This is a genomic window from Pelagicoccus sp. SDUM812005 (genome assembly GCF_031127875.1).
Classification (GTDB): Bacteria; Verrucomicrobiota; Verrucomicrobiia; order Opitutales; family Opitutaceae; genus Pelagicoccus.
In genome coordinates, this window is record NZ_JARXIA010000012.1 from 123230 (window position 1) to 148299 (window position 25070).

Genomic DNA, 25070 nt, shown 5'->3' on the forward strand with positions numbered 1-25070 from the left:
CCTAGAAACTCGTACGCAAGCCAAGCCTCAAACTGCGTCCCGGCATCGGAGCGAGGTCCTTCAGGAACGAGGTATGCGGGCGAGCTTCCTCGTCGCTCAGATTCGTACCCACCACGAAAACATCCACCGCAGCGGTATCAGTTTCATACATACGATAGCGAGCATCCGCGCTCCATAGCGTATAGCTATCGGTCGGCAGCTGATTCGGTCCCAAGTGGGACGCGCCATCATTCCACTGCCCCTCGGCGCCCCACAGCCAAGGTCCCGCTACGTATTCGTAGCGCAAGCCGACGCGACGCGTGGGAATGCGTGGGAGATTGGTGCCGAAACTCTCGTTGGTCGCCCGGATCTGGTCGTAGAGAAAATCGATATGCATGGCCCGATCCGCTTCGTCGATCAAGTGATAGCGAAGATCCACCTCGAAACCGTAGAACTTCGCGTCAGCCGCGATGGCCCGATACACGTTCAAGCCGTCCGTATCCAATTCTCCATACAGCTCTTCAACCGCTTCGTGATCCAGGTACTGCAAATAAACATAGTCGCTGAAGTCGGAATAAAACGCGGTGATCTCCCCCGTAATCCTTCCCGCCGTCAGACGATAGGAAAGGTCGAGACTCGCAGACGACTCCTCCCCGATAGAAGCGTCGCCAATCTCGAAGCTCTGGGTGCCGACGTGCGGGCCGAAGGCGAACAGCTCGCTCGCATTGGGAGCCCGCTCCGCATACACTAGGTTGGCGGAGACGACCGACCTCTCGTCCAGGCGACGCACGAAGCCCGCCGAAGCGTTGACCGTATCGAAACTCCTATTGGCCAGCTCCTCGTCGACCGGATCGATCTCCACGCTCTCCAAACGAGCGCCGAACTCCCACGCGCCCCAACCCCGATTGAGCCGCTCCATCGCGAAGATACCGTATTGAGCCGTCTCGGAACTGGGAATGAAAGCTTCCTCTCCCACGGCCGCAAAATCGTCAACCTTCGCCTGTACGCCTAGGGCCCCGGTGAGATTGCCAATGGGGCTGTGCACGCCCGTAAGCCGCAGCTCGTACCCATCCCGATCGAAAACGGTGCCCACGACCTCGCCTTCGAGCTCGGCATGGCGGTAGTCGCCGAACGTCAGGTCCATCTCCAGGCTCTCCAAGAAATCGACCGGATCGATCAACTCGCCGCGCACCGTGAAGCGCGACTGGTCAAGGTCGATGACGACCGTCTCCTCGCCATGCTCCTCGTGCTCCTCTTCCTCCTCATGCGCTTCATCCTCGTCATGCTCCTCTTCGTGAGCGTGAGCATGTGAGTGACCTGGGACGCCATAGTCGCTCGCGTATTCAGAATAGGATACAGCCAAGCTCCCGCGCTCGCCAAACCAAGCCAAGCCCAGGTAGCCCGAGCGCGTGTCTACGAAACTGTTTTCCAGAACGCCGAAGACCTCCTCGTCCTCCTCGTGCTCGTGGTGCTCGTCTTCCTCCGCTTCGTCCCCTTCGTGCTCATGCTCCTCGCCTTCCTCGTGCTCATGCTCGTGCTCCTCCGCTTCCATTTGGTAGAAGGACTCCGCGAAGCCCGGAATCTCGAAATCGTTCGACTGGCGATCCAGGAAGCCCGCGCTCCAAGCGAAATCGCCCTGCCCGCCCTGCAAGGCGAGACCGAAGGACTTTTCATCGGAAACCGAACCGTAAGACGTCTCGATCTGACCGCTCAGCGGCCGCAAAGCCCGCTCCCGCGGCAGTTCCTTGCCGATCACATTGATCACGCCGCCGATCGCCGCGTTTCCGTAGAGCAGCGACGCCGGCCCGCGCACCACCTCGATGTCATCGGCGAACAAGGGCTCGATGCTCACGCCATGGTCAGGGCTCGTCTGCGAAACGTCGAAGCTGTCCGTACCCTGATTTAGGATACGAATGCGATCTCCGTCGAATCCGCGAATGACCGGACGCCCGGCCCCCGGGCCGTAGTAGGTCGAGCGAATCCCCGGCTCGCCCGACAAGGTCGCCCCCAGCGAAGACTCGACCGAGCGCTTCAGCGCCTCGCCCGTCAATTCGCCCGTCGGAACCACCAGTTCCTCCTTACGCTCCACGAAAGGGCTCGCCGTCACCACGATCGGGTCCAAGTCGACCGCATCGCTATCCTTGCGAGCCTGTCCATATCCAAGCCCCGCAGCCAGCAGAGCAGTCGTTGCCAAAAAGTACCGAGTTGGTCTCATCCCCAACTAATGCAAGTGTCTTGCGTTATAAATCAAGCCTTATCGCTATTTATTTGCAATAAACCGCACAAGCCATCCCCTTCGACCGATACGGCCCCCAATTTACCTCAAGCCTCGCAATTCAGGAACCCTCACCAATCTCAACCCGATCTGAGCCATCTGTGGTAAAAAATCTCCCGCTGCAGGATCATTCGCGTAACTTCGCGTCCATTCGCGGTTACAAAGAAAAAAATCCACTTCCCCGGTCCGCTTCGACCTTCGCGCAAAAGATACAATCTTATACCCAATAACTTTCGCCACTCCTCTATGCTTGAACTCTTTCTCGAAGTCATTGCTGAGATCTTTCTGCAAGTAGTGGTAGAAATCTTGGCGGATTGCGGGATTCATGTCTTCAAGCGGAAGCCCGTGCAGAATCCTATCCCAGCGGCAATCGGGTACTTCCTTTTCGGCTGTCTAGCAGGTGGATTGAGTCTGCTGATCTTCGAAGGCTCCTTCATTTCGGATCCCCGCCTGAAAATCGCCAACCTGATCCTCGCCCCGCTAGTGGCCGGACTAGCCATGGCATGGATCGGCAAGCGACGGAGACGCGGCGGCAAGGACAGCGTCCGCATAGAACGCTTCTGCTACGGCTTCCTATTCGCGTTCGGAGTCGCCCTCATCCGTTTCGTCTGGGCCACGTGAGAAAGCGCGCTTCACGACCCAAGCCGAAGCCCTAGCCCAACCATCTGTGGTTACAGCAAATCCCCCGCAGCAGGATCATTCGCTTCCATTCGCGGTTACAAAAAAACAACCCGCCTGCTTCAGTTATCCGGAAACTCCGGATAACTGCCGCAGGCGGACACTTGGTTTAAGCTAAAGACTTTCTCCTCTCCGCAACCCTAGGCCGCGAGCGCTTGGCGCCTTACATTTCCTTCTCCAGTCGGTCGGCGATGTCGTTCGGCGAACCGGTGTTGCGGGCGATCAGGCTGTAGGCGGCGGGGACCACGAAGAGCGTGAAGACCGTGGCCGCCAGAACTCCGAAGAGCACCACGATACCGATGGAGGAACGGGTTTCCGCGCCGGCGCCGCTGGAGAGGATCAGAGGCAAGGCCCCTGCCACTGTCGTAAGCCCGGTCATGAGGATGGGACGGAAGCGCACTTCCGACGCGTCCACCAAGGCCTTGGAAAACTCGACGCCTTCGTCGCGCAGCTGGTTGGCAAACTCGACGATCAAGATACCATTCTTCGCCGCCAGGCCGACCAGCATGATCAAGCCGATTTGCGAATAGATATTCAAGGTGCCGCCAAAGAGATAGAGCCCCAAGAGTCCGCCCCCGGTGGCCAAAGGCACCGTCAGCATAATGACGAAAGGATGTATATAACTTTCGAACTGGGCCGCCAGCACGAGGAACACCACGGCGAGCCCGAGCAGGAACACGAAGATCATGGAGTTTCCGGAAGTCACGAAGTCGCGGCTTTCCCCCTTGTAGTCGATAACCGCTTCCTGCGGCAGGTGTTCCCTCACCAATCCTTCCAGGTGCTGCAAGGCTTCGCCCAGCGAATAGCCTTCCTTCAGGTTAGCCTCCAAGGTGATGGCTCGCACGCGGTTGTAGCGCGACAAGGTTTCCGCCGCCCCGTACTCGCTCAAGTCGACCAGGTTCGACAGCGGGATCAGCTCGCCCGTGCGGGCCGAGCGAACGTAGATGCTTTCGATATCGCTAAACGAACGCTGCCGCTCGCGGTCGCCTTCCACCACGACTTCGTACTCTTCGCCGTTTTCGAGGAAGGTCGTCACGTTCTTGCCGCCCATCAGCGTTTCGAGGGTCGTACCGATTTCGGATACAGTGACGCCTAGGTCTGCGGCTCGATCGTAGTTGACCTTAAAGTCGAGCTGCGGACGCGTTTCCTTATAATCGCTGTCCAAACCTTCGAAGCCAGGATTGTCCTCTTCGATCTTCTCAAGCAGTATATCACGCCACTCGGCCAACTGCTCGTAAGTCGATCCGCCCAATACGAATTGTACCGGCTTGCTGGTGCCGCCGCCCAAGCCTTGCCGCATTACCGGGAAGGCGCGAATGCCGGGCAAGTCGGCGAGCTTGCCGCGCACTTCGCCCATGAGCTCGAAAGCGGATTTTCGATTCGCCCAATCGTCCAATATCACGATGAGAATGCCGCTATTAAAGTTCTCTATATTTCCGAATCCGCGCGGAGCTCGTACCAGAAGCCGCTTGAAAACCCCACTCTCTACATAAGGAGTCAGGCGCTCCTCGATCACGTCCATATACTCTTCTATATATTTATAGCTCGAGCCTTCCGGAGCGTTCACCATCACGAAAAAAGCTCCGCGGTCTTCGCTAGGAGTGAACTCTTGCGTCACGTTTGGATACAGCCACGCCGTACCGGCAAGCATCAGAGCGAAGAGTACCGTCATCACTACAGGAATCTTCAGCACCTTGACCAGCAGCTTCATATAGATACGCTTGCACCATTCGAATACCCGCTCGACGCCATTCAGCACGAAATTCTTTTTCGTATCCTCCGATTCGTTCTTCAAAAGCTTAGAAGCCAGCACCGGCACCAGCGTGAGGGCTACCAGCGACGAGAAGGCTACCGCTGCAGCGATGGTCAGCGCGAACTCGGTGAAGAGGCGGCCGATGTCCCCTTCCAAAAAGGTGATCGGCACGAAGACCGCGATCAGTACCAACGTGGTTGCGATAACCGCAAACGCCACCTGACGCGCCCCTCGGAAAGAGGCGACCAAGGGCGTTTCCTTGAGCTCATGCATCCGGCGCACGATGTTCTCAAGCATCACGATGGCGTCGTCTACTACTAGGCCGATCGCCAGCACGAGGGCGAGCAGCGTCAGCAGGTTGATAGAGAACCCGAGAGCAAAGACTACGATAAAGGAAGCAACCACCGATACCGGAACCGTAACCGCCGGAATCAACATTGCCCGCACGCTACCTAAAAAGATATAGATAACAAAGATAACGCAGCCAATCGCTATAAAGAGCGTCGTATAAACTTCCCGGATGGAGGCCTTGATAAAAACCGACGCGTCGTAGCTCTGCGAAATCGTCATCCCCTCCGGCAAGTTCTTTTCCAGCTTCTCCGTCAAGGCCTTGGTCGCCTCCGCGACTTCGATGGTATTGGCAGTCGATTGCTTGATAACCCCGATCCCCACCATGGGAACTCCGTTTCCGCGAAACATGATACGGTCCTCTTCCACGCCTTTCTCGATCCGGGCTACGTCGCCGAGGCGCACGAGGTATCCATCTTCGCCCCGCGAGAGCACGAGCTTAGCGAAGTCCTTCGGATCCTGAAAGCTTCGCTCCACGCGGGCCTTGAAGATGCGCTGGTCGGACTGCAGGCTACCCGCCGGCAGCTCCACGTTTTCCGAACGCAAGGCTTGCTCCACGTCGCTCACCGTGAGATTGCGGGCCGCTAGGGCTTGGCGATCCAGCCAAACCCGCATGGCATAGCTCATCCCGCCGCCGACTCGGATGCGGGCCACCCCGTCGAGGGCCGAATACTGGTCGACCAAATAGCGCTCCGCGTAGTCGGTCAGCTCCGGCACCGTCATGCTTTCGCTCGAAAGATTCTGCCAGATAATAACGTCGTCATTGCTGTCGACCTTCTGCACTTCCGGCGGCTCGGCCTCTTCCGGAAGGTTGTCCTGGATGCCCGATATGCGATCGCGCACATCGTTGGCCGCCTCGTTGACGTCGCGGTTCACCGAAAATTCGATGGTCACGTTGGAGCGGCCGTCGCTCGAGGAGGACTGTACGAACTCGATACCTTCCACCCCGGCCACGCGTTCCTCGATCAACTCGGTCACCCGCGTCTCCACGATATTGGCCGGAGCCCCCGGGTACTCCACTTCGACCGTCACGATGGGCGGATCGATATCCGGATACTCGCGCAAGGAGAGGCGGTCGAAGGAGACCATCCCGAAGGCGATCAACAATAATGATATAACGCTCGCGAATACGGGACGTTTTACGGATACATCGGATAATAGCATGGTCGCCGGTATTCTATTGTTTCGCGCTGGAGCCCTTAAGCAGCTCGCCTAGCGACTCGCCGTTCTTCTCCACGGCCTTGATCACGACAGGGGCCCCCATCCGCAAGCGCAAGGTGCCGTGCGTAACCACCAGCTCCCCGACAGAAAGTCCGGAAAGGACCTCCGCCTCGCCATAGCTTCGAGTGCCGATCTTCACCTTGCGGCGCTCCACGGTCTGTTTCCCTTCCGGTCCCACCACCACGAATACAAAATGCTCCGGACCGTCCGTCACCAGCGCCTCTTCCGGCACCAGCAAGGCATCGCGCGGATCCTTCTGCAACTCGACCTTCATCAGCAGGCCGGGCTTCAGCAAGCCCTCCTCGTTATCGATCAGGGCGCGAGCCTTGATGGAGCGGGTGACGGGATCGATGCGGCTGTCCACATTGGCGATCCTGCCCTCGAAGACTCGGCCGCGATAGGCCTCGGTCTCCGCCTCGATCACCACGCCGGGCTTCAAGGTAGACAAAAAGACTTCCGGAACAGAGAAATCCAGCTTCATCACGCTGACGTCGTCGATGGTGGCGATGACGGATCCCGGCTGGGCCAGGGCACCGACGCTGATATTGCGCAAGCCCAACACCCCGTCGAAGGGTGCCTTGATCACCCGCTGGTCGATGCGCGACTCGATGGCCTGCATCCTCGCCTTCGCGCCGGCTAGGTCGCGCTCGCTCGCCGTCAAGGTCGAGGTCGACGCCGCCCCTTGCTCGATCAAGGGCTTGAGGCGGTTCACCTGCCGCTGCGCTTCCGCCATGATCGACTCCTGCTCGGCCATCTCGGCCAGCTCTTCCGCCGTATCCATTTCTACCAATACATCGCCCTTCTTCACGCGTTGGCTATCGTCGAAGGAAACCTTCTTCACGATCTCGGTAACGGATGAGGTCAGCTCCACGCTCTCGTTCGCCCGTAAGGTCCCCAGCGCCTCCACCTCGTCGGCGTAGGGTTTCGAGACGGCCTTCGTCACGATCACCGGCGTGGGTGGAGCGGCGGCGCCTGTTGCCTGAGCCTGCATCTGAGTGACGCAAAGCTGAACAAGTAGTGAAATGATAAATACCTTCTTCATTAATTCTCTCCCCTATCGGTTTTTGCTGCAGCGCCAATCGGACCGCCGATCGCGCGGAACAGGTCCACGCGCGCCTGCAGCAAGTCGCGCTTGGCCGTAATCATATTGCGCTCTACCGCGCGCAGCTCCCGCAGCACGTTGATCACCGGCTGGTAATCGTCGACCCCCTGCGTGTAGCGCGTTTCCGCCGCGTCGACGGTTCGCTGCAGCAAGTCCCGCTGCACGGTAAGCTTTTCCAAAAATTCGCTCTGCTTGACCTCGCGGACCAAGGCGTTCTCCACGGCTTCCACCGCTTCCAGGAACAATTGCGTATAGGCCGCCAGGCGCCCTTCGTAGAGGGCTTTGTTGCGCTCCACTTCCGCCTTGCGCACACCCCAATCCAATAGCGGCTGGACGAAAGATGCGGCAAGATCGAAGACCGATCCCGTAAAGCTCGAATCGTCCGAAAGCAAATAGGAGGCGCTCAAAGTGATAGAGGGAAAACGGTCCGCAATGGCAGCCGCTATATCATGGTCCGCCGCCACTAGCTCGGAATAAGCGCTGCGCAGATCCGGACGGTTCAGCAGCAAGGCCGCCGGCACGCCGATAGCGGGCAAGTTCCGGTCGAAGCTCAAGCTCTCCGACACAGCCACTCGGGCTTGCCCATCCGGGTTCTCTCCGAGCAAGACGTCCAAACGGTTTTCGAAAACCGCCAGCTCCGATTCCGCCAGCGGTATCAAGGTTTCGCTGTCCGCCACGCGGGCCTGCTGCTGCAGGACATCCACCTGGGCGCCGACTCCGTTGTCCAGCCGCAGCTGAAGCAGGTTCTCCAATTCCCTGTCCAACTTGACCTGAGCCTTGAGCAGCTCGAGCCGCTCCCGGGCGGCCACCACTCCGAAGTAGGCGTTGGCCACCTCCACGCTCAAGGAAAGCTTCACGGCATCCACGTCCGCCGCCCGAGCCTGGGCTTCCAGCTGGTCCGCCTTCGCCGCGGCGCCGATCCGATTCCAGACGTCCACTTCCCAGGAAAGCGCCAAGCCCGCTTCCGCGGAACCGCGCTGCGACTCTCCGTCCTCCCAGTCCTGGGAAGCGCTGCCCTCCAGGTCGAGGCTAGGGTAGCGGCCGCCGCGGCTGCGCTGGGCGATCGACTGGGCTTGCCTCAACACCGACACCGATTGGGCCAGGTCGTAGTTCTGCGACAAGGACAGCGCGACCAGAGCGTTCAAAGCCGGCCGATCGAAGCTTTCCCACCAGGGGGCCGCAGCGATATCGCCTTGCGACGCAAAGGAATACGAGGCCAAGGGACTCACCTCTGGAGGGTTCGGCACGTCTTCCCGGTCAAAGGAAGCGCATCCGGACAAAAGCAGCACGCACCAGGCGGAAGGAGTTCTAAATACGAATTTCATCAAGCAAAAGAAAGCAGCAGTCGAACCGAGGCACCCGGTCCGCCTTGCATTTCCAAGGCAAGACGGGCGAACGCCCCAAAGATTGCAGCAAATTTCATGCGAACCGCCGCCGCCCGGCGATCGCGCTCAAACGTATTTAAACTCCGAATACAAACCCAGCCCCACCCTTTCGTCTGCCCCGGACCAGCCGCGCCGAAGCGATCAAGCGCGACTTTTGGTTCGAAGCTTCTGGAAACGAGAGAGAGGGGCCGCCTCTAAGGCAGCCTCACGGCCGCAAACCCTTTTCGGTTTTCAGCTTGGCCAGCAATCGGTGCAAGACGGCAGGTTCGACAGGCTTGACCAGATGATCGTCGAAGCCCGCCTCTTTCGTCCGCCGCCTGTCCTCTTCCAGCCCCCAACCTGTCAGAGCCACGAGCGTCATCTCCTTGCCCCAGTCCTGCTTGCGCAAGGCGAGAGCGGCTTCGTATCCATTCATCCTGGGCATGCCGATATCCATCAGTACCAGATCGGGACGGAACGCTTTCGCCTCCGCGATGCCCTGCAGGCCATCGAAGGCGGTGCGGACCTCGTTGCCCAAGCTCTTGATGACCATCCCCAGCATTTTCGCAGCGGCTTCGTTGTCGTCCACGACAAGTACCTTAAGCCCCGAAGCCTCGCCCAAAGGATCCGAGGGTTGCCCGTCTCCTTCCGAACCCGACTCCTCGCTCAAGATCGGCAGTCTAACGATGAACTCGCTGCCTTGCCCTTCTCCCTCGCTGCGTACTTCGATGGATCCGTCATGCATCTCGACCAAGCGCTTCACCAGCGTCAAGCCGATGCCCAAGCCTTTGTAGCCTTTCTCCAAGGGGCGGTCGATCTGCTTAAACATCTCAAAGATGTCCGACAAACTATCCGCCGGGATCCCGATCCCCGTATCGACCACCGATACCGCGACCTCGCTTCCCTCCTGCTGGGCCGAGATACGAATGCGGCCGCGTTCTGGAGTGTATTTCGTCGAGTTGTTGAGCAAGTTCGAGAACACTTGGGCTAGCCGGTTCGGATCGGCGTCCAGGTAGATCGGGGCAGCGGGCAGTCTCACTTCCAATTCGTGTCCCGCTTCCTCGATGAAGGTGCTGGCGGTCTCGACCGCATTTCGCACAACGTCAGCGATCTCGATCCGCGACTTGCGCAACTGCAGCTTGCCTTGCGTTATGCGCGAAACGTCGAGCAGGTCATCGATCAACCGCACCAGCTGCTGGGTCTGCCGCTCCATGATGCTGCGCGTCTCCTCCAGTTCCGCCGGGTCGTCGGCGAGCGACTTCATGAGCTCCAAGCCAGTGCGAATAGGGGCGAGCGGATTGCGCAGCTCGTGCCCGAGGGTCGCCAAAAACTCCGACTTGCGGCGGTTGGCTTCCGACAGATCGGCGGCGACGCTTCGCAGCTCCTCCTGCAAGCTCTTGATATCGTGCACCTCGGTATTCGAGCCGATCCACAGGCTGATCCGCCCCGTCTCGTCCCTCACCGGCAAGGCTCGCGTGATGTGCCAGCGGTATTCCCCATCCGCCCGGCGAAAGCGATGCTCGAACAGGTAGGGTTCCCCCGTCTCGAGGGAGTGACGCCAAATCCGCAGGTTTTCGTCCAGATCCTCTGGGTGGATAAACTGCGTCCAGCCCCACTTCTCGATGCTGTCCACGGACAACCCCGTAAACTCGATCCAAATCGGATTCAGGTAATTGAGGTTTCCGTCCGGCAAGGCGGTAAAGATCTTCTGCGGAATGGAATCCATGATGACGCGCAGGCGCTGTTCGCTTTCCACCAACGCCTCGGCCGACCGCTTCTCCTCAGTGACGTCCCGGACGATGGCCAGCAAAGCGGGGCGACCTCCAAAGACGAACGAGGTCCCCGTCACGCGAACCAAGATCTTCTGGCCATCCTTGCGCACGTGCGTGCCATCCACATTGAACGGCTCGCCAGCAAGCACCTGCCGTACGAAGTCAGCGAACTTGTGATGATCGTCAGGGTGGACAAGCTGCGTTCCTGGCAAGCCAAGAAACTCTTCGTAGGCGTAACCATGCATGGAGCAAGCTGCGGGGTTGGCCTCGACCAGACGCCCCTCCAAATCGAAGATGAGAATCCCGTCGCTCGTGGACTCGAAGATACTTCGGTACTGAGCCTCCTGGACTCGCAGCTTCTCCTCGGCCTCGATTCGCTCCGTTAGGTCCAGCATGGAGCCCACCATCCGGATCGGCTCTCCGCCCTCGCTCCGCACCACTCGGCCCCGGTCGAAAACGCGGGCATAGGAGCCGTCCTTCCTGAGGAAGCGATATTCTTCGGTCCAAAGCTCTCCCGCACCATCGATTACGGAATGGATGCTATGAACGATTCGGTCCCGATCCTCGGGATGGATGTGCTCGACCCACCATTTCGAGTCGGAGTCCACGTCCTCCGCCGCATAAGCAAAAAGCCTTCTCACGCCCTCGTTCCAAGTCACTTCGTTGGTAACCAGGTTCCAGTCCCAAATGGCGTCATTGGCGGCATCCCCTACCAGCCGGTAACGAAGCTCGCTCTGCTGCAAGCGATGCTCGGCCCGACGCCGCTCCGATACGTCTCGAAACACTAGGACACAACCCACGATCTGGCCATCGGAGCCTCGGATAGGCGCCGCGCTGTCATCGATCGGACACTCCGCGCCGTCTTTGGCGATGAGCACGGTATGGTTCGCCAGGCCAACGATGACGCCGTCCCTCAGCGCCTTGGTCGCCGGGCTCTCGACCGGCAGCCGCGACTTCTCGTTGACGATGCGGAAGACCGTTTCCAAAGGCTGGCCTGCCGCCTCTTCATTGGACCAGCTCGTCAAGGATTCCGCCACGGGGTTCAAATTCGTAATGCGGCCGGCCGGATCGGTGGTGATTACCGCATCCCCAATACTGTGCAGCGTTACGCTCAGCAGATCGCGCTCTTGCTGAAGCTCGCGCTCCGAACGCTTCCGCTCGGTGATGTCCTCCATGACGAGGATGATTCGCTCGGGACCGTCCGTTTCGACCTCCATCCGGCGAGCGTTGAGCGTCAGGGTCCGTGGCCCCAGGTTCCGGAACGCGTGCGCAACTTCGAAACCTTCGAACGAAGCCTGCCGCGGCAGGATATCCTCGAGCAAAGCTCGCAACTTTGGGATGTCCCACTCCCCTTCGCCCAACTGGTAGATGAACTGGCCCTCGGTACTGCTAGGATCCGCTCCGAAGTGCGCGTAAAACGCCTCGTTCGCAGTGACCACCCGCAAATCGCTTTCGAGCACCAGCAACGGCACCGGACTGGTGCGCAAGGTCGCCTCCGCATACCTCTTGGCGCGGCTCGCCGCTACCCGCGAGAGCGCGTCCCGCCAAATCAGCCAGGTCAGCACGCCAGTCAGCAAGGCTCCGGCGAGGACGATAAGCGGAATGACCCCGCGTTGAACCGAGGCGTCGAAGGCGGGAGTAGACTCAACCACCACCGTCCAAGGGCGACCGGCGATTTCGATCGTCTCCACGCTGCTGAATCGCGGGGCCTCGCCCTCGGAAACGCTCTTTTTGGACCGGAACAATTGCCGCTCTGGATCGACCTCGGGCCCGTCGTAGACCGTTAACGCGATCGTCTGCTGACGCGTAGCAGCTTCCACCGAACCAAAAAAGTCCCAAGCGCGAATCGGGCTGTAGGCGAAGCCCCGAAGCGCTTTGCGACGTTGCTCGACGGTGGCCGTTTGCTCGCCATCGAAGACCGGCAGATAAACCAGAAAGCCAGGCTGCTTCTCCTCGTCGATTTCCTGCACGAGGGTAACCTTGCCGGAAGCCACCGCGTGCATTCCTTGGTCCCGCGCCTGCCGCATCGCTTCCCGACGCACCTTCTCCGTATACATGTCGAAACCGACCGCCGCCCGGTTTCGAACGTCCATAGGTTCCAAAAAGACGATCGCCGTCCGTTCGTCCTCGCTCGAATCCGGCCAAACCCGAAAATCGACCATCCCTTGGGCCCGCATTTCCTCGAGCAAGGCCGCTTCGCCCCCCTCAGGAACGCGCTGCGAAAAGCCGATTCCCAACAAGCCGGGATACCGATCCCGAAGCAGCAGCCGATCCACGTATCTCCGAAATTCCGCCGCCGTCGTTTCCTCGTCGCTCACCAGCCGCCCAGCGGTGCCTCGCAGCAGGGCCACGTAGGTTTCCATACGGCTCAAAATGGCGCTCTGCTCTCGCTGCACATGGCGTTCGAAGGAGGCCCGGTCGCGCTCCTGCGCCACCGACGCCAGCTGGTACGCCACCCACGCGGTCGCGCTCAAGCCCACTGCCAGCACGACAAGAGGCAAGCTGGCGATGCGCAGGGAAAAGGTTCCCTTCCCCCACACGCTACGGTTCAAAGACGAAAGCTTTCGCATAGTTTAAGAAGTATAAAAATGCCGATTGGAACGCTCCCCAAGACCATGAACTCCGAGAGCGGTTCGAAAAGATCATCCGATAAGGCATCCGTAAAGCGAACTCGCCTACCAGTCGTAACACAGTTTCAAAATGCACCGCTTATCGATTTACCGCCGGCTTCGAGTCGATAAAAGTTCCCGACAAAAACGTTCGTATTAACGATCTGGGCACACCCCGGAAACGCCGCCCACAAACTGCTCCATTGCCTCCCGCCTAGGATATCTCCGCTTCCTTCAACAAGCGCTGCACCTCGGCGGGTTCCGCTGGCTTGACCAAGTGGTGGTCAAACCCTGCTTCCTTGGTCTTGCGACGGTCCTCCTCCTGGCCCCAGCCAGTCAAGGCAACCAACATCATTTCCTTGCCCCAAGGCTGCTGACGGATGTGCCGGGCCGCTTCGTAGCCGTTCATCTTCGGCATCCCTAGGTCCATCAAGACCACGTTCGGGCGGAACTCGGCCGCAACCTCGATCGCTTCCTGTCCGTCGCCGGCGAGGCGAACCTCGTTGCCGAACATCTTCACCACGAGACCGAGCATCTTGGCGGCGGCTTGGTTGTCATCGACGACCAGCACCCTGCGTTTCCGACCGGGACCTACCTCCTGCCCTGCGGGAATCGCCGGGGCCTTCGGGGCAGCAGCTTCCGCAATGATCGGTAACCGAATACTGAATACACTTCCCTTACCCGCGCCCTCGCTTCGCACGAAGATCTTTCCATCGTGCATTTCCACCAGCAGCTTCACCAGAGACAGTCCGATACCGAGCCCCGTATAGCCCTTCTCCTGGGGGCGGTCCACCTGAGCAAACATTTCGAAGATCGCCTCCTGCATGTCGGGAGGAATGCCGAGACCGTTGTCCTCGACTGAAATCGTCACCGCGTCGGCCGTCCGGGTGGCGGAGAGCGTAATCCGCCCTCCCTCCGGCGTATACTTGGCGCTGTTGTTGAGCAGGTTCGACAGGACTTGGGCCAAGCGATGCGGGTCCGCCTCCAGCAGAACCGTTTCGACCGGCAGCTCGACCCTCAGCTCGTGCTTCGACTCGGCGATGTAGGGACGCGTCGATTCCACGGCGCTTTCGATGACTTCGCTCAGCTTCACCTTTGCCTTGCGCAGCTTGAGCTTGCCTCGGGTGATGCGGGAAACGTCCAGCAAATCGTCGACCAAGGAGATCAGCTGCTTGGTCTGCCGCTCCATGGTGGCCCGCGTTTCCTCCACCAAGGCGCCGTCGCCCTTGGCCATCTTCATGATCTCCAAGCCGGTGCGGATCGGTGCCAGCGGATTGCGAAGCTCATGGGCCAAGGTCGCCAAAAACTCGTCCTTGCGGCGGTCGGCCTCCTTGAGGAGCTGCTGCGTTTCGCGCAGCTCCGTCACGTCCGTATTGGTGCCGAACCAGCTCACGATCTCGCCCGCCTCGTCCCGGATGGGAATCGCCCGCGAAAGGAACCAACGGTACCCTCCGCCATGGCCGCGCAATGGAAACGTGTCTTCCCAAACCGTCTCCGAATCGCGGACCTCCATCACGCCTTCCACCACTCTGTCGACATGCTCCGGATGGACCAGCTGCTTCCAGCCCCAGCCTCGCATTTCCTCCAAGGCGCAGCCCGTGTACTCCAGCCAGCGCTGGTTGTACCAGTTCACGCTTCCCAGCTCGTCGCAGGTCCAGGCCAATTGGCTCATGTTGTCGGCCAACATTCTGAACCGCTCCTCCGACTCCCGCAGGGCCTGAACCGCCTCCTGCAAGCGGGTCGCGTCGAAAAAGTAGCAAACCACTCCGTATTGGCCGTCCGCCAGCGTGACGCGATTGAGCTGCCATTCGTAGGATTCGATGGCCCCGATGTCCTTGCGCTTCTCGGTCAGCCCCGGCGAGACGTAGGGCTCACCCGTTTTGAGGGTATGGCGGAACAGGGATATCGCCTCCTCCGCGAACGGCTCCGGCCAAAGGATGTGCATGATTTCGGCGAAGTCCCTTCCGATCAGCGGATCAACGCTACGGAAGGCCGGCATCGCCCCTACGCTTACGTGGGCCACCTTGAAATTCGAATCCACCGTGTAGATGCCGAGCGGAGATTGCTCCACGAGAGCGGCAAAGGTTTCCGCGTTCCGTCGCAGAGCCTCTTCCGCCTGCTTGCGCTTGGTAATGTCGCTGGCCGACCCGAACCATTCCACCACCTTGCCGTTGCTGTCGACGATAGGAATCGCTCGAGAATGCATCCAGCCGAGCGAGCCGTCGACCCGACGGACCCGGTGCTCGAACTCGAAGGTACTCCGGCTCCGGATCGCGGCCTTGATCGCCATCAGCACCTCGGTCTGGTCCTCGGGATGGATGTACTTGTCCAACCAGGAACGGCTAGGTTCGTCGGTGTCCGCGATGAACTCGCGCCCGCGCAGCTGCCGCATCTCCATCCAATTGGGGTTCATCCGATAAACGGCGTCCGTGGTGGCGTTGGTCAGGGCCCGGAAGCGTTCCTCGCTCTCGCGCAAGGCCTTCTCGCGATCGAGGCGATCCATGGCCACGGCCACGTACTGCGAAACGGTACGGATAAACTCGAGCTCCGCGGAGTCGAAGCGATCGCGGGTGCGGCTGGCGAAGGAGAGCGTGCCGATAAGACGCCCGCCCGCCATGAGCGGGTTGCACGCGTAGCACTGGATGCCGAAGCCGCGGACTAGGTCCGCCTTGTCGTAAGTGGAATTCTGAATGTCCGTGGCGACGATAGGTTCGCGGGTCTGAGCTACCGTGCCGCAAATCGCCTGCCCGAATTCGATGCGCTCGATACGCTTCATGATCTCCTCCGGCAATCCCGCAGAGGCATGGAGGCACAGGGCGTCGCCCTTTTCGTTCACCCTGTAGTTGAAGAACGTATCCACATCCAAGTGCTCGGCCACTTGGGTAAAGAGGTCCTTGGCGATGCACTCGGGGTCTTCGGCGCTTTGCAGCGCCTGCAAGGCCTCCGAGAGCAGAGTCGAACGCTCGAGGTTGCGCTTCCGCCGTTCCTCGATGCGCCGCCGCTCCAGCAAGTCCGCCGCCTGCCGGGCCAGCACGTCGAGCAAGTGCAACTCCCGCTGCGAAGATTCGTGCGGCTCGCTCCAATACGTGGACAAGATCCCCAGCGTATCCCCGTCTCGCGAGCGAAGCGGCGTGGACTGCACGGATCGGATGCCGGCGCTCCGATACGCCTCGCGCTCTTCCTCGCTCAATTGCGAACCCGTTTCCAGGTCGAATACCGTCACCCGCTCGCCTCGCGCCAATGCAAGACCGCCGACGTCCCCCGGTCCGAGCAAAACCTTTTCCAAGCGCGAAACGTTCGCATCGGAAAACCCTCGGTGAGCCAAGAGCCGCAGCGCCTTTTCTCGGCCTGCGCGACCTGATTCGAGGATGTGCATGCTGGCGAAACCGGACCTCATGATCGCCGCCACGCTGTCGAGAATTTGCTCGCAGAGGGCTTGGATGTTGTCCTGCTGCACCAATTGGGAACTGATCGCTTGGAGGCGCTGCGCGTCCTCGAGCTCACGTTGCTTCTGCGCCTCCGCCGCCTTGCGATCGCTGATGTCGAGCAGCATGTTTATGCCGCCTGAAACCTTCCCGTCAGCGTCGCGCAGCAAGGTTGAATAGGGGACGAACCACGAGCGCGAGCCGTCGGGACGCTCCACCATGAGCTCCCAGTCTTCCACGATGCGGCCTTCCTTCAGGGCGAGGGCCATGGGAGATCGCTCGCGAGGCAAAAGGTTTCCGTCGGCATCGTAGAGCTTCCAACTGATGCACCATTCGTCCGTACCCAGTTTTGGGATACGGCCGGAGAAATCGACCGCCGCTTGATTGTAATGGGTCAGCCTGCCTTCCGCATCCGTCGTGTAAACGGCAGCCGGCAAGGCGTCGATCATCTCGCGGAAGCGCAAGTCCACTTGCTTCCGCGCCGCTGCAAGCTCCAGATGGGAAGACACGCGGGCCACCAGCTCGCGGCTGCTGAAAGGCTTCACCAAGTAGTCGTCTGCCCCGGCCTCCAAGCCCTCGACCCGGCTTTCCTCGCCAGCCCGAGCGGAGAGCAGGATGACGGGCAGCTCCGCCGTGGCGACATCGGAACGGATCGCTTCGAGCAGTTGGAAGCCGTCCATTTCCGGCATCATCACGTCAGCCAAGACAAGGGCCGGCCTTTCGCGCTGGACGGCCGCGAGCGCCGCTCGTCCGTTGCCTACCGCTTCGATCTCGAAATGCACGCTCAACAACCGGCTCACGTACTCGCGCATGTCCGCATTGTCGTCGGCGACCAGGATGCGAGCGCCCGCGGTCGACGGAGCTTGCATCCCGCCATCGATCGACGCGAGAGCGAGATCGCTGGACGCGCCCGCATCGCCAGCCTCCCAGCGCAAGGCCTCCTGCACGTAGGCGTTCGCCTTGGCAGCGGTCGGGCCGAGCGGACGGGCCTCGCCGATGTGCTCCTGAGGCAAGTGGGCGCTGCCGACCGGGAAAGAAACGGTGAAGGTCGTGCCCTTGTCCAAAACGCTGTCGGCGCTGATTTTGCCGCCGTGCAATTTCACGAGCTCCTGCACCAGAGCGAGGCCGATCCCGCTTCCTTCGTGAGAGCGGCTGCGGGCGTTTTCGATCCGATGGAAACGCTCGAACAAGCGTGGCATCTGGTCGGCGGGAATGCCGGTACCCGTGTCGGTAACCGTGAGCGCGAAGCGTTGGCCTACCTGCTCGACAGCGATTCGGATCCGCCCTTCGAAGGTAAACTTAAAGGCATTCGAGAGCAGGTTGAGCACGATCTTCTCCCACATCCCGCGGTCCACGTAGGCCGGGGCCTCGAGAGGCGGGCAGTCGACTTCGAACTCCAATCCAGCCCGCTCGCAGGCGGAGCGAAAGTTGCTGGCAAGCTCGGCCGTGTAGGCAGCCAGGTCGGTCGGCACGAAGGAAGCCTGGGCGCGGCCCGCTTCGATTCGGGTGAAGTCGAGAAGCGTATTGACGAGGCGGAGCAAGCGCTGTCCGTTGCGGTTGACGAGCTCCAAAAGCTCTCGGTTCCGCGCCGAGAACTCCTCTTCCGCGCTGCCCAAGAGCTCCTCGACCGGGCCGAGCATCAAGGTCAAGGGCGTACGGAACTCATGGCTGACGTTCGAGAAGAAAGCGGTTTTCGCCCGGTCCAACTCCGCTAGGGCTTCGGAACGCCGCTGCTGCTCCTGGAAGGCAGTCGCCTTGGCGATCGCGGTCTCCACTTGGCTGGCGAAGAGGCTCAAGAAATCGCGATATTCTTCGTCCAAGGCCCGCAAGGGGTTAATTCCCAGCACGAGGAGGCCCACCACCTTCTGCCCGTCGCGAGCCTTGATCGGGATCAGCTCCGCGTCCTGCACCGAGCTATCGGCCAAGGCATGTGGAACCTTCGCCTGCAGCTGCGAGCCGATTTCCATGCTGACCGGAGCGCCGGAATCCAACGCCGCCTGGACGGGCCAGCCCTCCGGGGCTTCGCCCTGCAAATCGAATTCCAGCGGACCAGCCTCGGCGGCGGCCTCGAAGCCGGTGGACGCGACGAGGCGACCGGCCGAGCCTTCGATCAGGTAAAAGAGCGAAAAAGGGATATCGGTCGTCTGCCCCGCCATCGCTCCCGCTGCCAGCTTGCAAGCTTCGTCAGCGGAGCTCGCCTCCGTAATGGCAGCGGCCACCTCGCGGAGCTGCTTGCCGCGCCGGGTGCTCAAAACCCGCTCGGTCGTTTCCGTGACTGCGTTGAAAACGCCTTCCACCACGCCGCCTTCGCCGCGAATAGGACTGAAGGTGTAGTCGAAATAACATTCCTCGGTGTAGCCGTAGCGCTTCATGAGCAACAAGGCGTCGTTGAAGAAGGCCCCTTCCCCGTGCTTCATCACCCCGTCGAAAACCGGCCCGACTACGTCCCAAATTTCCGACCAGACCTCCCTGCCGGGTCGCCCCAGAGCCCAGGGATGCTTGTCTCCGAGAATCGGCCGCCACGCGTCGTTGTAGAAGAGCAAGCCTTCCGCCCCCCAATAGATGGCGATCGGAAAACGGGTGCTCATGCAAATGCTGAGGCTGGATCGCAAGCTCTGCGGCCAAGTCTCCGGCTTTCCTAGCGGGGTCCGCGACCAGTCGAGGGCCCGGATATGCTGCTCCATCTCTCCCCCACCCACGAGAAAATCATATGAGTGGAGGTCTCCTTTAAGCTTCGAGTTGCTCACGCGGTGGTTTCCTTGGACTTCGCCAACAGGGCTTGCACTTCGACCGGATCGGCCGGTTTCACCAAATGGTGGTCGAAGCCCGCCGACTTGGTCTTGCGCTTGTCCTCGTCCTGCCCCCAGCCCGTCAGGGCGATAAGGGTAATGCTTTTTCCCCAGGATTGCTGGCGGATCCGCTCGGCGGCCTCGTATCCAGACATCTTGGGCATGCCCAAGTCCATAAGGATGGCCTTGGGCTGGAATTCTCCAGCCATCTCGATGGCCTCCATCCCGTCGTGGGCGATCCGAATATCGTAGCCGAACATCTTGATCATGGAGCTCAACATGGTGGCAGCATCCCGGTTGTCGTCCACGATGAGCACCCGCGCCTTGCCTCCCTTAGCGCTCGGCTTGGGGCCCTCCGGCGATTGCTTCCCGCCTTCGGGTTCGGCCCTGAGAATGGGCAAGCGGATGCTAAACTCGGTCCCTTGGTTCAATCCCTCGCTGCGCACGGAAATTTCCCCCTCGTGCATCTCCACCAGCGACTTCACTAAAGTCAGCCCGATTCCCAAGCCCGTGTAACCCTTCTCCATCGGCCGGTCGATCTGGGCGAACATCTCGAAGATCCGCTCCAGCATGTCTTCCGGAATGCCAATGCCGTTGTCTCTCACCGAAACCACGGCCACGTCGCCCTGCGCTTCGCAGCTCAGCCAGATGCGACCGCCTTCCGGCGTGTACTTGGCCGCGTTGTTGAGCAGGTTCGAAACGACTTGAGCCAAGCGGTTCGGATCGGCTTCCAGCGCTATCGGCTTTTCGGGCAAGCAGACCGTCAACTCATGCCCTTCTTCGTCGATGTACGGCTTCGAGGCCTCGATCGAGCTTCGGATGACTTCGGCCAAGTCGACGCGGCACTTGCGCAGGTGCAGCTTGCCGCGAGTGATGCGGGATACGTCCAAGAGGTCGTCGACCAAGGTGATCAGCTGCAGCGTCTGCCTCTCCATGGTGGTGCGGACCTCCGCCATCGTGTCCGGATCGTCCATAGCCACTTTCATCACCTCCAAGCCCATGCGGATCGGAGCCAAGGGGTTGCGCAGCTCGTGGGCCAAGGTCGCCAAAAACTCGTCCTTGCGACGGTCGGCCTCGCGCAAGGCGTCCTCCGCCGCCCGCTGTTCGGTGATGTCCGTATTGGTTCCAAACCAGCGCACGATCTCTCCCGCTTCGTTTCGAATCGGCACGGCGCGGGACAGGAACCAGCGGAATTCGCCGTCGGCTCGCCGCAGCGGAAAGGTTTCCTCCCAAATCTCGCCCGAAAGGCGGGCCCGGTCGACGCTTTCCTTCACTCGCTCGAGATGCTCGGGATGATGGACCTTCGTCCAGCCCCATCCCTGCATTTCCTCCATGCCGCAGCCCGTGTAGTCGAACCAACGCTGGTTGTACCAGTTGACCGTACCAAACTCGTCGCAAGTCCAAGCGAGCTGGGCCATATTGTCGGCAAGGATGCGGAAACGCGCTTCCGACTCCCGCAGCTCGTGCTCGACCTTAGCCCGCTCCACCACCGCCCACGTGCGCTCCGCGGTGTCCTCGATGAGAAAAATCTCCTCCGGCGCCCAAATGCGAGGCTGGGCGCTATGCACTCCGAACAGGCCGACCAGGCGACCGGCCTTGACCAACGGAACGCTGACGAAGGCAGCGATCTGCAATTGGGCATAGGCCTCCTGCTCTGCATCGGAAAGGCGTTCGTCGGCTTCGACGTCGGAAGCGGCGATGGTTCGGCCCGCCCTGCTCTCCGTCTCCACGAAGGAACCGAAGTCGCTCAGCAAAAAATGGCCGCTCGAAGTGGGCACGCCGTCGGCATAGTCCCGATGGACGGTGATATGCTCCTCGTCCGCTCCCACATCCACGTAGAGGGCTCGGCTAACGCCCAACTGCCGCCCTAGGATCTCGGCAGCCTTCGCTTGGATATCCGTCGGGTTCGCCAGCGGGCGCAGGGCATCGGCGAGGGCCACGCGAAAGGAGTCGCGAGCGGAAGTGGCGCTGAGCTGCTGGTTAAGGTTTTCGACAAGGGTACGGCCTTCCACCGCATCCTCCATCAGATTTAGCGCCGCCAGGCGGGCCGCTTCCAGCTCGTCGACGCTGCCTTGCAAGGCGCGTTCGCGCTCCTGCGAGCGTTCCCGCTCCCGCTCGAGCTCCAAGACCGCCTCCAAGGAAGCAAAACCAGCCGACGCGAAGGAGCCGATGCTCGTGAGCAGGCGCAGGTCCTCGGAATCGAAGCAACGCTGCGGGTCGTGCGAAACCGCCCAAACCGTCCCCACCGCTTCGCCATTGAGATAAAAAGGACTCAGTAGCACCTCGTGAATCCCGGGCGAGACTGGCTCCAAATACGGGTAGTACCGCTCGGGCCTTTGGAAAAGTTGGCCGCCGTTTCTATCGAGAACGACGCCGCAGGGACCGAAATTGCGCGGGGTGCCGCCGCCGACATGCGGCTCCCACTCGCCTGCGATCGCGGGCCAGTAGAAGTCGCCGCTCTCCTCGGAGAGCAAGCTCACCCCAGCCGACTCCACCCTCAGCGCCCCGAGAATGACCTCGGAAAGCTTCTGCAAAATGTCGCGGGGGGACTCTGCCAAGTACTTCGCGAGGAGCTGCAGGGTCTCCGCTTCCGTCTGGTAGTCGGGCGAGCGGGCCAGGCGCTGCTCCAGCAGCTCGGTTCGGAGTACAGCCTCCAGCTCGACCTCTGGAGGAGGCGAGTAAAGATCCCCTTCCGGCAAACCGTCCTGATGAGTGAGAGATACCTTCGGCATATTAAGATTTCGGAGACGGGTTCGCGCTGGAGTCGAATGACAATGGGAAGCGGGCAGGTCGGTTGAGCTCCTTGCAAAGGTCGTTAATCTCCCTCTTGAGCTCGATCATCCGCAATTCGCGGTCCACAGCGACCCGATTAAACCGCGCCAGTTCCTCATTGCTCCTCCGAAGCTTCTCTTCCGCCTCCTTGCGCAAGGTGACATCGCTGGCCGCTCCGAACCACTCCGTGATCTCGCCGCGAGCATTCAGCATCGGGACTGCCCGGGAATAGGTCCACCCGATCGAACCATCCACCCGCACGATGCGATGCTCCATCTCGAAAACGCCCTTCCTCTTGATCGCCTGGCGGATCGCCGAGAGGACTCGAGGACGCTCCTCCAGTGGGATGTACTCTTCCACCCACTCCTTTTTAGACTCACGCGTATCGGCAAGGAACTCGCGACCATCCAGCATTCGCATCTCCGTCCAATCCGCGTTCATCCGGTAGACGACGTCCGAGGACGCGTTGGTGAGAGCCCGGAAACGCTCCTCGCTCTCACGCAACGCCATCTGAGCGCGGGGGCGTTCGATGGCAATGCCGGCGAAACGGGCGGCCGCCTCGAGCGTCTCGATCGCCTCGCTCGTAGCCTCCTGCGGCTTGGGGAAATAAATCGCCGTCGTCCCGAGCAGCTTCCCTGAGCTGGAGCGAATCGGTTCGGACCAGCAGGCCCCCAGCCCGTAGCGAGCCCCCAACTCCTTAAAATCCTCCCAAAGCGGATCGCTTTGGATATCGGAGACGAGCACCCGTTCGCCACGATAGGCAGCCGTCCCGCAGGATCCCGCCTTGGGCCCAACCGCAATCCCGTTTATCGTCTCGTTGTAGGCAGCGGGCAAGTGAGGCGCCGCTCCATGCAACAAGCGTTCTCCTTTTTCGTCCAAAAGCAAGATCGCCCCCTTCGTCTCCGGAAGCTGCTTCTCTATAAACAGCACTAGCTCTTCGAGGATCTTCTCCAAAGGCTGCTCGCTGGTCACCATCTCGAGAACCCGAGCCTGCCCCGAGCGAAACTCTTCCGCCTGCTTGCGCTCGTGCACGTCGATAACGGCTCCCACGAAACCGACAAACGCTCCCGAGTCGTCGAAACGCGGGCGCCCGGAATCGATCGCCCACCGGTAAGTCCCGTCCGCGGACCGCAACCGGCAATCAAACGAGAAGGCCTCTCGACGCTCGTTCGCCCTGCGGAAAACCTCGGCGGCGCGCTGGCGATCGTCCGGATGGACGCGGTCGAGCCAGCCGAAGCCCAAGCCTGCGTCCTCGCTTTGGCCCGTATGCTGGCACCACGCTCGCGAAAGGAACGAGCAGCTTCCGTCCGGCTCGGTAATCCAGAGCATGGTCGGCGCGTCGTTGGCCATGGAGCGAAACTGAGCCTCGCTCTCGCGAATGTCCTCGTCGCGGCGTTCCCGCGCCGTCACGTCCCGCGTCAAGGCAAGCTGCACATAGGTCCCGTCGAATTGCTTGAGCGGTACCGCATGGGTCTCCATGCGCCGACGCGTACCCCGATGGCCTACCAGGTCGAACTTCAAGACGCCGCTTTCCCCGGAGCAGATCCGCTCGTTAAAGTCCCGGAATGCCTCGCGATCCTTCGGGTCGATCACGTCGTAGACGCAACCGCCCACCACATTCGCGCCGGAGTCGACTTCGATCATCTCCAGCCCGGCCGGATTCATCTGCAGCAAAGTTCCATCCGCTGAGACCACCTTGATGCACTCCGGAGTCGTCTCGAAGATGGCCCGCAGGTATTCCGCCTGATCGTAAGGCGAAGCTTGGCCCTCCTGAGTCTCGAGGGAGCGATCAACTTTAGGAATAAACGACTTCATGGTTCAAACTGCGGAGTTGCCTCTTACTCAGGAGAATAAGGCTGGATTGATTCGATAAGCGAAGACCCCACCGTCTAGCACGAAGCGAGAGCCCGCGGCAAAGTTAATTTTCGGCAATGACGTTTCCGTCCCGCTGTCCCCATAGCCGTCCGAAGCCCCGCCGCCCGAACTGCAAAAAAGGGCGCTCTTTTGACTGTCCCTGCTTCCCAAAAGGCATAAGCCTAGTAGTAACTGCAAACCTTCCGCTCCGGCACAATCCTCCGACCTTGTCCTCCAACCAGATACGCTTTGTCCCGCCCCAAGCTCCCCCCGCTCTCGAACAGCTATCGGACGACGAGCTCGTGGCCCTGTGCAAACTCCAGCTCCCCGACGAGATCGTCGCCTACCGCGAGCTGGTCCGGCGCTACGAAAGCTTGGTCTACAACTTCTGCCTGAAAACTATCGGCTCCCCCCAGGACGCCGAAGAGGTCGCCCAGGACGCCCTCATCCAGGTCTTCCACAAGATCCACCAGTTCGAAGGCCGCTCCGCCTTCAAAACATGGTTGTATAAAATTGTGCACAATTACTGCCGCACTCGCATCTCTAAGATCGTGAGGAAACGACAAGTCCAGGAGGCCTACGAAGACCACGTCAAAAAAGAGGCGCCCGCCCACGGCAAAAGCAACCCTCACAAAACCGAAAGCGCCGCCCGCATCCAAGAGGCCCTCCACCACCTAAAACCGAAGGACAAAGAAATCATCACCTACAAATTCATGCTCGGAATGACCCTGCAGGAAATATCCGACACCCTTGGCCTCGGAGCCTCCGCCGCCAAGATGCGCTACTACCGCGCCATGGAAGCCTTCAAGGCCGCCTACGAACGCGCCGGCGCCGACGCCCCCACCCCGCTCACCCCCCACTCCTAAGCAAGATGGACAGCCCAAACGCACTCTCCTTCAACGAAGCCGAATTCCAGCTCCTCTTCGAGCAGGCCGGCCTCGCCGACACCCCTGCCCCCAACCCCGATCGCGTCGAAAAAGTCATCGAACGCAGCCTGCACGAAAAGGCCATCAAGGACACCGCATCCTTCGTCTTTCGCGGCTTCCCAGCCGTCATCCTGGGCTTCATGGACGTCGCCGCCAATACGGTGGGTGACGAGCAATCCGACTACCGAGCCTAGCCAATCCCT

11 protein-coding genes are annotated in these 25070 nt (G+C 60.7%); 3 read left to right on the plus strand and 8 right to left on the minus strand.

Annotation, left to right across the window (positions count from 1 at the left end; genetic code table 11):
* Window position 1: 1 nt before the first annotated feature.
* Complete coding sequence (locus QEH57_RS14905) at window positions 2-2173, minus strand: TonB-dependent receptor (RefSeq protein WP_309007551.1); 2172 nt, start codon at window positions 2171-2173, stop codon at window positions 2-4.
* Between the two features lie 327 nt (window positions 2174-2500).
* Between QEH57_RS14905 and QEH57_RS14910 the strand changes: the two genes are divergently transcribed.
* Window positions 2501-2875 (plus strand): hypothetical protein, encoded by a 375-nt coding sequence (locus tag QEH57_RS14910; RefSeq protein ID WP_309007552.1) that lies wholly within the window; start codon window positions 2501-2503, stop codon window positions 2873-2875.
* 220 nt (window positions 2876-3095) lie between these two features.
* Here QEH57_RS14910 and QEH57_RS14915 read toward each other — a convergent pair whose 3' ends face one another.
* From QEH57_RS14915 to QEH57_RS14945, 7 genes are all read right to left on the minus strand, one after another.
* Window positions 3096-6197: an efflux RND transporter permease subunit gene (locus tag QEH57_RS14915; protein WP_309007553.1), complete on the minus strand. Its 3102-nt coding sequence runs from the start codon at window positions 6195-6197 to the stop codon at window positions 3096-3098.
* Window positions 6198-6210: 13 nt separating this feature from the next.
* A complete protein-coding gene (locus QEH57_RS14920) occupies window positions 6211-7296 on the minus strand; it encodes an efflux RND transporter periplasmic adaptor subunit (protein ID WP_309007554.1) in 1086 nt (361 codons plus the stop codon).
* Complete coding sequence (locus tag QEH57_RS14925; protein WP_309007555.1) at window positions 7296-8681, minus strand: efflux transporter outer membrane subunit; 1386 nt, start codon at window positions 8679-8681, stop codon at window positions 7296-7298. Before QEH57_RS14925 ends, QEH57_RS14920 begins: the two co-directional genes overlap by 1 nt.
* Window positions 8682-8946: 265 nt before the next feature.
* Window positions 8947-13062, minus strand: a complete 4116-nt coding sequence (locus QEH57_RS14930) for a PAS domain S-box protein (protein WP_309007556.1) — start codon at window positions 13060-13062, stop codon at window positions 8947-8949.
* A gap of 253 nt (window positions 13063-13315) precedes the next feature.
* Complete coding sequence (locus QEH57_RS14935; protein ID WP_309007557.1) at window positions 13316-19210, minus strand: ATP-binding protein; 5895 nt, start codon at window positions 19208-19210, stop codon at window positions 13316-13318.
* A 59-nt stretch (window positions 19211-19269) separates the two neighbouring features.
* Window positions 19270-22047, minus strand: a complete 2778-nt coding sequence (locus tag QEH57_RS14940) for an ATP-binding protein (protein ID WP_309007558.1) — start codon at window positions 22045-22047, stop codon at window positions 19270-19272.
* 1 nt (window position 22048) lies between these two features.
* Window positions 22049-23902, minus strand: a complete 1854-nt coding sequence (locus QEH57_RS14945) for a PAS domain S-box protein (RefSeq protein ID WP_309007559.1) — start codon at window positions 23900-23902, stop codon at window positions 22049-22051.
* A gap of 266 nt (window positions 23903-24168) precedes the next feature.
* Between QEH57_RS14945 and QEH57_RS14950 the strand changes: the two genes are divergently transcribed.
* Both QEH57_RS14950 and QEH57_RS14955 read left to right on the plus strand, forming a co-directional pair.
* Window positions 24169-24807, plus strand: coding sequence for a sigma-70 family RNA polymerase sigma factor (locus QEH57_RS14950; protein WP_309007560.1), 639 nt, complete (start codon window positions 24169-24171; stop codon window positions 24805-24807).
* 5 nt (window positions 24808-24812) lie between these two features.
* The gene (locus QEH57_RS14955; protein WP_309007561.1) at window positions 24813-25061 is read left to right on the plus strand and encodes a hypothetical protein; all 249 of its coding nucleotides are present in this window, start codon (window positions 24813-24815) and stop codon (window positions 25059-25061) included.
* Window positions 25062-25070 lie beyond the last annotated feature (9 nt).